The sequence below is a fragment of the Psychromonas sp. genome, assembly GCF_983033635.1.
Genome location: NZ_CEZLMY010000006.1, coordinates 45,646 through 51,947, shown reverse-complemented (window position 1 = coordinate 51,947; position 6,302 = coordinate 45,646). Strand labels below are relative to the sequence as shown.

Here is a 6,302-nt window from a genome sequence, read left to right as displayed (position 1 = left end):
CTAGCATTCATTTTAACAAGCATAAATGAATAGAAAATTATTGGATTTGGTATTAGTACTATTTTTATAAAAAAAAAGCTGATTTTATTTGCATAGAATCAGCTTTAATACATTCAAAAATACAGCTTAATTATTCAGCTAGATGAACAACTTCTGTTGCAGCCAGCATCAATGCACCAGCTCCATAATCCATGTTATGTTCAAACTTAACATCTCGAGGATTAAAAGCAGGAAGTTGTACCCACCCCATCATGCCATTTTCATGGATTGCAGTTTGCAGTGCAGCCCAAGATGATTCAACAACGGGAAGATATGTCTCTTTATCTAAAATACCGTTATTAATTCCCCATGCAAGACCGTAACAGAACAGTGCTGTCGCACTACTTTCCGGTGCAGGGAAGTTATCAGGATCTAACAAGCTGGTACGCCAGAAACCATCTGCTTGTTGATACTTGATAACTTCTGCTGCCAATGCTGTAAACAGGTCGATATAAGGCTGGCGCTGCTCGAAATCCTCTGGCAGACGCGCCAGAATGCGCGGGCATGCTGCCAACATCCAGCCGATACCGCGCGACCAGAACACCTTCTCACCGTTAGCTTCACGTAGCTCTGCCCCACCGTCACCGAACTCATCACGGTACTTCTGGCCTAGCTCAGTTGGCATGTAACGGTAGTCACGGTAAAACAGGTTCGTTTCAGGATCATAAAGGTGATCAATCGAATCCCAGAACGCCGTATGCATGTAATCAACATACTTGCGCTCGCCGGTCACTTTCGACAAAGCCGCAAAGGCAGGTGGTGCCATAAACAGTGAGTCCACCCACCACCAGTCGCGATGGCCTGGTTTCGGCTCATCAAGCATAATATCGAACGCTTTAATGGTCGGTTCCAACGCTTCAGGGATGTTTATTGTTGGGTAGACGTCCAGATAAGCTTGGGCACAAACATGGTCATCCGCAAAACGCGGAAATGCACCGGTACGAAAACCTGTGTGTAATGTGTAGTTCATGACACCATTCAGATATTCCTGATCGTCAGTTGCCATCCACGCTGCAGAAGCACAAGACCAGAATACGCCACGCTCCCAGTCCGTATCCTTGATAAAGCGAGTCGCGCCACTGCTGCGAATCACAGAACGAGTCTGATTTTCAGACTGATAGCGGTAAACGCGTTTCATTGCCGTTAAAACATCTTGTTTCGTTGCGAATGCCATTTAGCTTGCTCCTTAACGTGCTAACCAACCGCCATCAACAGCGATTGTGTAACCGTTTACATAGTCACTTGCAGGTGAAGAAAGGAATACGATAGGACCGGCTAAATCTTCTGGTGTTCCCCAACGGTTAGCAGGAATACGCTCAAGGATTGCAGCATTACGCGCTTCATCAGCACGCAGTGCTTCTGTATTATCTGTTGCCATGTAACCCGGTGCAATTGCATTAACGTTAACGTTGTACTTCGCTAATTCATTTGCCAGTGCGCGTGTTAGGCCCATAACCGCAGATTTACTAGCTGTGTAAGAAGGTACACGAATACCACCTTGGAAAGATAACATAGATGCGATATTGATAATTTTGCCGCCGTTACCTTGCTTAACAAATTGTTTAGCAACCGCTTGAGATAGGAAAAATACCGTTTTTTGGTTAATGTTGATTACGTCATCCCAGTTTTTCTCAGAAAAGTCTAAGAAATCTTCACGACGAATGATACCTGCATTATTAACTAACACATCTACACGCCCCATCACTTCAACCGTTTCAGTAACGATATCTTGTAACTGATCTTGAACCATCAGGTTAGCTGTAATGTAGTGAAATTTACGGCCTAGCGCTTCGATTTTAGCTTGAGTTTCCGGAGCTGGCATATGACCGACACCCACGATATCGGCACCTGCTTCAGCTAGACCAACTGCAGAGCCTTGACCAAGACCCGTGTTACAACCTGTTACGATGGCTACTTTGCCAGTAAGATCAAAATTGTTCATTTTAATACCCTATAATTAGTTGATTGCAGTGTCACAAATTTGCGACACCGTAAGTTAAGGAGGTTAATAAGATTATTTCAGGTCGCTCATCGCAACATGATCCATATCGTGGAAAGTCTGGTTTTCACCAACCATTCCCCAAATAAAGGTATAAGATGATGTACCTACACCTGAGTGAATAGACCAGCTAGGGCTAATCACAGCTTGCTCATTACGTACAACAATATGACGAGTTTCTTGAGGCTCACCCATGTAATGGAAAGCAATGTTGTTATCTTTCATATCAAAGTATAAGTACACTTCCATACGACGTTCATGAGTGTGACACGGCATAGTGTTCCATAAGCTACCAGGAGCAAGCTCTGTCATCCCCATCAATAACTGACAAGTTGGCAATACAGCAGGGTGAAGATATTTGTAAATTGTACGAACGTTACAGTTTTCCTGGTTACCCAAAGTTTCCGGTGAAGCTTCATCACGTGTAATTTTACGTGTTGGGTAAGCATGATGTGCTGGTGCACAGTTTAAGTAGAAACGAGCAGGGTTACTTGCATCAACACTTTCAAAACGAATCTCTTTTGCGCCCATACCTACATATAGTGCTTCTCGAGCAGCAATTTCAAATGTTTCACCATCAATAATAACGAGACCGGCTTCACCAATATTAATTGCACCTAATTCACGGCGTTGCAGAAAGAAGTCAACACCGATCTCTTTACCGCCTTCAAAAGCAACGGCTTCAGTTGTCGGCACGACACCACCGACAATAATGCGGTCAATGTGGCTATAAGTCAGATTGATCTGACCTTCTTGAAACATATCTTCAATTAGAAACTGTTCACGTAGACCTGCAGTACCTAACTGTTTTGCATGTTCACTATGAATTGGTTGACGAATTTCCATTTTAAACCTCTTAATTTTTTAATTTATTTACACTATTTATTACAAAATACGTTTAAAGTATTGCTCAAAAGTTATACTTTTTTATATGCAAATTTACCTTTAATAACAGTACCTTGCACTTGCATTTCATTATTCATAATCGTAAAGCTTGCATCCATACCTTCAGCAATACTGCCAAGGCGATGCTCAACTCCAAGATATTTTGCAGGGACAGAAGATGCCATTTGCACCGCTTCCCACTCAGGTACCTGAGTCTTAAAGATCATGTTACGTAATGCCTGATCTAAGCTGCATGTACTCCCCGCTAAAGAACCGCAAGCAGTACGAGCTTCTCCATTAGTCACCGAGATAACTTGCGCACCAAGCGTGTAATCGCCATCGGCTAATCCACCTGCGCGCATGCAGTCTGTAATCAATGCGATGCCTTGATAGCCTTTCATTCGATAAGCAAGCTGCATCATTACCGGGTTGACATGAATTCCGTCTGCAATAAGTTCCGCTAACATGTCGTGATACAACACCGCACCGCAACAACCCGGCTCACGATGATGCAATCCACTCATGCCGTTAAACAGATGGACTCCGCAATCAGCCCCGAGATGAAACGCTTCTGTTACCTGCTCAAAAGTCGCATCAGTATGGGCAACAGAGGCTTTTATGCCATGCTCGGTTAGCCAACTGATAGCTTGCATCGCACCATCACCTTCCGGCGCTATCGCAGCACGAATTAAAGAGCCAGCAGCAGCTTCTTTTAGCTGCTCTAATTCAGCAATCGTAGGCGATTTCAAATAAGCAGTAGGATGCGAACCTCTCTGAGGTTCTGTGAAATATGGGCCTTCTAAAAAGCTACCAAATAATTCTGCACCTTGAGCTTGTGACTGTTCTGTATAAGTACGCACTTCAGCCAATGCATTTAGAATATCGTTCCACGGAGCGGTTACTGTGGTACCAACCCATCCGACAACGCCGGTTTCTGGTAAAGCATCAGCAATATTTTGCAATGCTTGCTGTGTTGCATCCATAACATCAGCGCCATGGCGCCCATGAATATGAATATCAATAAAACCAGGTAACAATGACTGACCTTCAAGACGAATGATTTCGCAGTCTGTCGGAATGGTTTTAGTCACAGAAGCTATCTGTCCATTTTCAACGACAACGGCAATATCCGTTTCAATTCCAGTTGCCGTAAATACTCTATCTGCAATTAAGGCATAGCGCATAATTAGAGTCCGTCCACACATTCAACTTCAGGCTCGCAAGCCATAGCAGCTTCAAGCTCTTTACGCATATCTTGTATGCAGGAAGTGCCAATATCTAAAAGAATATCAACAAGTTCCTTAAGGCTGACACCGTCTCGCTCAAAGGCGCCATTAGCGATCATTGGTAAGTTTGTACCAGCAATCACCTCAACATTCTCAGTATCCATAAGAATGGCTGACGCGCGGTTAGAAGGCGATCCCCCCGGAACATCCGTTAAGAACAGAACGCCTTCTCCTGAATCTACATCTTTAGCTGCTTGACGCAATTGCGCCTCTAATTCATCCGTTGACATTGATTCAACAAAATCAACATACTTCATCTGCTCTTGCTCACCAGTAATCGCTTGTACTGCCGATTGCATGCCGGTCGCAAAGTTAAGATGTCCTGAAACAACAATACCTATCATTGGTTTAATCCTCGAATATGAGGGGGAGGGCCCCCTCGAAAAATATTAAAGCTGCTAACTTAGAGAATACCTAAGAAGTGTCCTACGACACCTGCCGCGAGTGTTGCAAAAATCAATACCGGAGGCTTAGCCCAGAATCCTGTTCCTTTCACCATTTTCAGCATAAAGAACACCAATGCCAGAGGCAGTAAATTTGGCATTATTTTGTCAAATAACGTACTTTGCAGTTCAACTGCCTTGCCGCCCAGCTCGATTGTCGCCGTTGTCTGTATCTGAATAAAGGTGGCTGACAGCGCGCCGATAACAAAGATACCCATAATATTGGCGGCTTTTGCCACCTTCTCAGTCGCTTCCCCCAAGTTGACAATAGCAGCGGTGCCCGCTTTATAACCCATAAACATCAAGCCAAAATACACTGTCATATGTGCCAGTTGGTATAATATGAAGAATACAAATGGTCCAGCAATTGATCCGTCCAGTGCAATAGAAGCACCTAATGCAAGTGTTAATGGCATTAACGTCATATGGTCAATGGCATCACCAATCCCACCAGTTGGTCCCATCCCGGCAACTTTCATTACATTAACGGTCGACGGCTGTTCTTTATTTTCTTCCATTGCTACGGCAGTACCTAGCAAGAAAGTGAACAGTTTCGGACTCGCATTAAAAAATTGCAGATGGTTCTTTAATGCTTTAGCTAAATCAGCCTTATTATTGCCATGAATCTTCTTCAGTGCAGGAATAATAGAATAAGCAAATCCCCCTGCCTGCATACGTTCGAAGTTAAAATTACCTTCCATAAACAGACCACGAATTGCACAAATCCAAAGATCTTTTTTGGAGATCACCTGACGTACTGTGGTGTCTTCATATGAATCAATATCATCAACCAAACTTTCGTAAGTCTTAGTGTTTGTATCGGCTAAAGCGCCTACTTCAATATCAGATGCCATCTTCAAAGTCCTCTGCTTGTGTGTTATTCGAATTTCCATTGCTTCCACTAAAGAAGTAGTACAATGCAGCGATTGACGCGCCTATAACGGCAACAGCCATAATTGGAAGGTGAAGATACGTTGTCATAACAAAACCGATAAAGAAAACGCCCGCCACTTCTTTCGACCACATAATTTTAAGCAGCATTGCAAAACCGATGGCTGGAACCATTTTCGCACCAATACCAAGACCTTCGAGTAAGACTGTTGGTGCATTTTCATCAATCCAAGTTGCGCCCTTCTCACCAAAATAAACCGTCGCAAAAGCAACTACCGCATATAACAAGGAACGCAAAGTAATGGTGATATAAAGGAGTCGATCCAGACCGCCAGGATTTGCAGTTTCAGCATATTCGTCAGCTTTGCCCATTGTGAAAGAGGTCATTGCAAAGAAGCCGATTACTAACATCTGCATAATAACGGCAATCGGCATACCAACACCCATTGCCACTTCAGCTGACTGGCCGGTCATAACAGCAAAAGCAACAGCTGCAATCGTACCCATAGTAACATCCGGTGGCTGAGCACCAGCGTTAGGCACAAGGCCTAACCAAGCTAGTTCCAATGTAGCACCAGCCATTAAACCGATTTGCATATCACCCATAATAAACCCTACAACAGGGCCAGTAATAAGTGGACGGTGAATATTCAACGCGACATCGTATTTATCGATACCACAGAAGAATGCCCAGACAGCGACGAGTAGCGCTTCATAAACCATGATTTATTCCTTATATTAAATCTGTGTTTAGTTAAT

7 protein-coding genes are annotated in these 6,302 nt (G+C 43.7%); all 7 read right to left on the bottom strand.

Annotated elements, in window-relative coordinates:
* Positions 1-130: 130 nt before the first annotated feature.
* The 7 genes from AC4GME_RS01740 to agaW all read right to left on the bottom strand — a co-directional run bounded on the left by AC4GME_RS01740 (position 131) and on the right by agaW (position 6,266).
* Positions 131-1,213 carry a glycoside hydrolase family 88/105 protein gene (locus AC4GME_RS01740; RefSeq protein WP_490377470.1) on the bottom strand — a complete coding sequence of 361 codons (1,083 nt, stop codon included), beginning with the start codon at positions 1,211-1,213 and terminating at the stop codon, positions 131-133.
* Between the two features lie 12 nt (positions 1,214-1,225).
* Entirely contained in the window at positions 1,226-1,987 is a 762-nt protein-coding gene (kduD, locus tag AC4GME_RS01735) for a 2-dehydro-3-deoxy-D-gluconate 5-dehydrogenase KduD (RefSeq protein ID WP_490377480.1), read from the bottom strand.
* A gap of 66 nt (positions 1,988-2,053) precedes the next feature.
* Positions 2,054-2,884, bottom strand: a complete 831-nt coding sequence (gene kduI / locus AC4GME_RS01730) for a 5-dehydro-4-deoxy-D-glucuronate isomerase (protein ID WP_490378935.1) — start codon at positions 2,882-2,884, stop codon at positions 2,054-2,056.
* A gap of 71 nt (positions 2,885-2,955) precedes the next feature.
* A complete protein-coding gene (gene nagA / locus AC4GME_RS01725) occupies positions 2,956-4,107 on the bottom strand; it encodes an N-acetylglucosamine-6-phosphate deacetylase (RefSeq protein ID WP_490377472.1) in 1,152 nt (383 codons plus the stop codon).
* A gap of 2 nt (positions 4,108-4,109) precedes the next feature.
* On the bottom strand, positions 4,110-4,553 hold the full coding sequence (agaF, locus tag AC4GME_RS01720; RefSeq protein WP_490377473.1) for a PTS galactosamine/N-acetylgalactosamine transporter subunit IIA: 444 nt from the start codon (positions 4,551-4,553) through the stop codon (positions 4,110-4,112).
* Positions 4,554-4,612: 59 nt separating this feature from the next.
* Positions 4,613-5,506, bottom strand: coding sequence for a PTS system mannose/fructose/sorbose family transporter subunit IID (locus AC4GME_RS01715; protein ID WP_490377474.1), 894 nt, complete (start codon positions 5,504-5,506; stop codon positions 4,613-4,615).
* Complete coding sequence (agaW, locus tag AC4GME_RS01710; RefSeq protein WP_490377475.1) at positions 5,496-6,266, bottom strand: PTS N-acetylgalactosamine transporter subunit IIC; 771 nt, start codon at positions 6,264-6,266, stop codon at positions 5,496-5,498. The genes AC4GME_RS01715 and agaW overlap by 11 nt, the downstream gene beginning before the upstream one ends.
* Positions 6,267-6,302: the final 36 nt, after the last annotated feature.

Bases quoted from the DNA above. Each gene is read 5' to 3' on its own strand.
- agaF (WP_490377473.1), bottom strand. From the start codon at position 4,553: ATGATAGGTATTGTTGTTTCAGGACATCTTAACTTTGCGACCGGCATG.
- AC4GME_RS01740 (WP_490377470.1), bottom strand. From the start codon at position 1,213: ATGGCATTCGCAACGAAACAAGATGTTTTAACGGCAATGAAACGCGTT.
- agaW (WP_490377475.1), bottom strand. From the start codon at position 6,266: ATGGTTTATGAAGCGCTACTCGTCGCTGTCTGGGCATTCTTCTGTGGT.
- AC4GME_RS01715 (WP_490377474.1), bottom strand. From the start codon at position 5,506: ATGGCATCTGATATTGAAGTAGGCGCTTTAGCCGATACAAACACTAAG.
- kduI (WP_490378935.1), bottom strand. From the start codon at position 2,884: ATGGAAATTCGTCAACCAATTCATAGTGAACATGCAAAACAGTTAGGT.
- nagA (WP_490377472.1), bottom strand. From the start codon at position 4,107: ATGCGCTATGCCTTAATTGCAGATAGAGTATTTACGGCAACTGGAATT.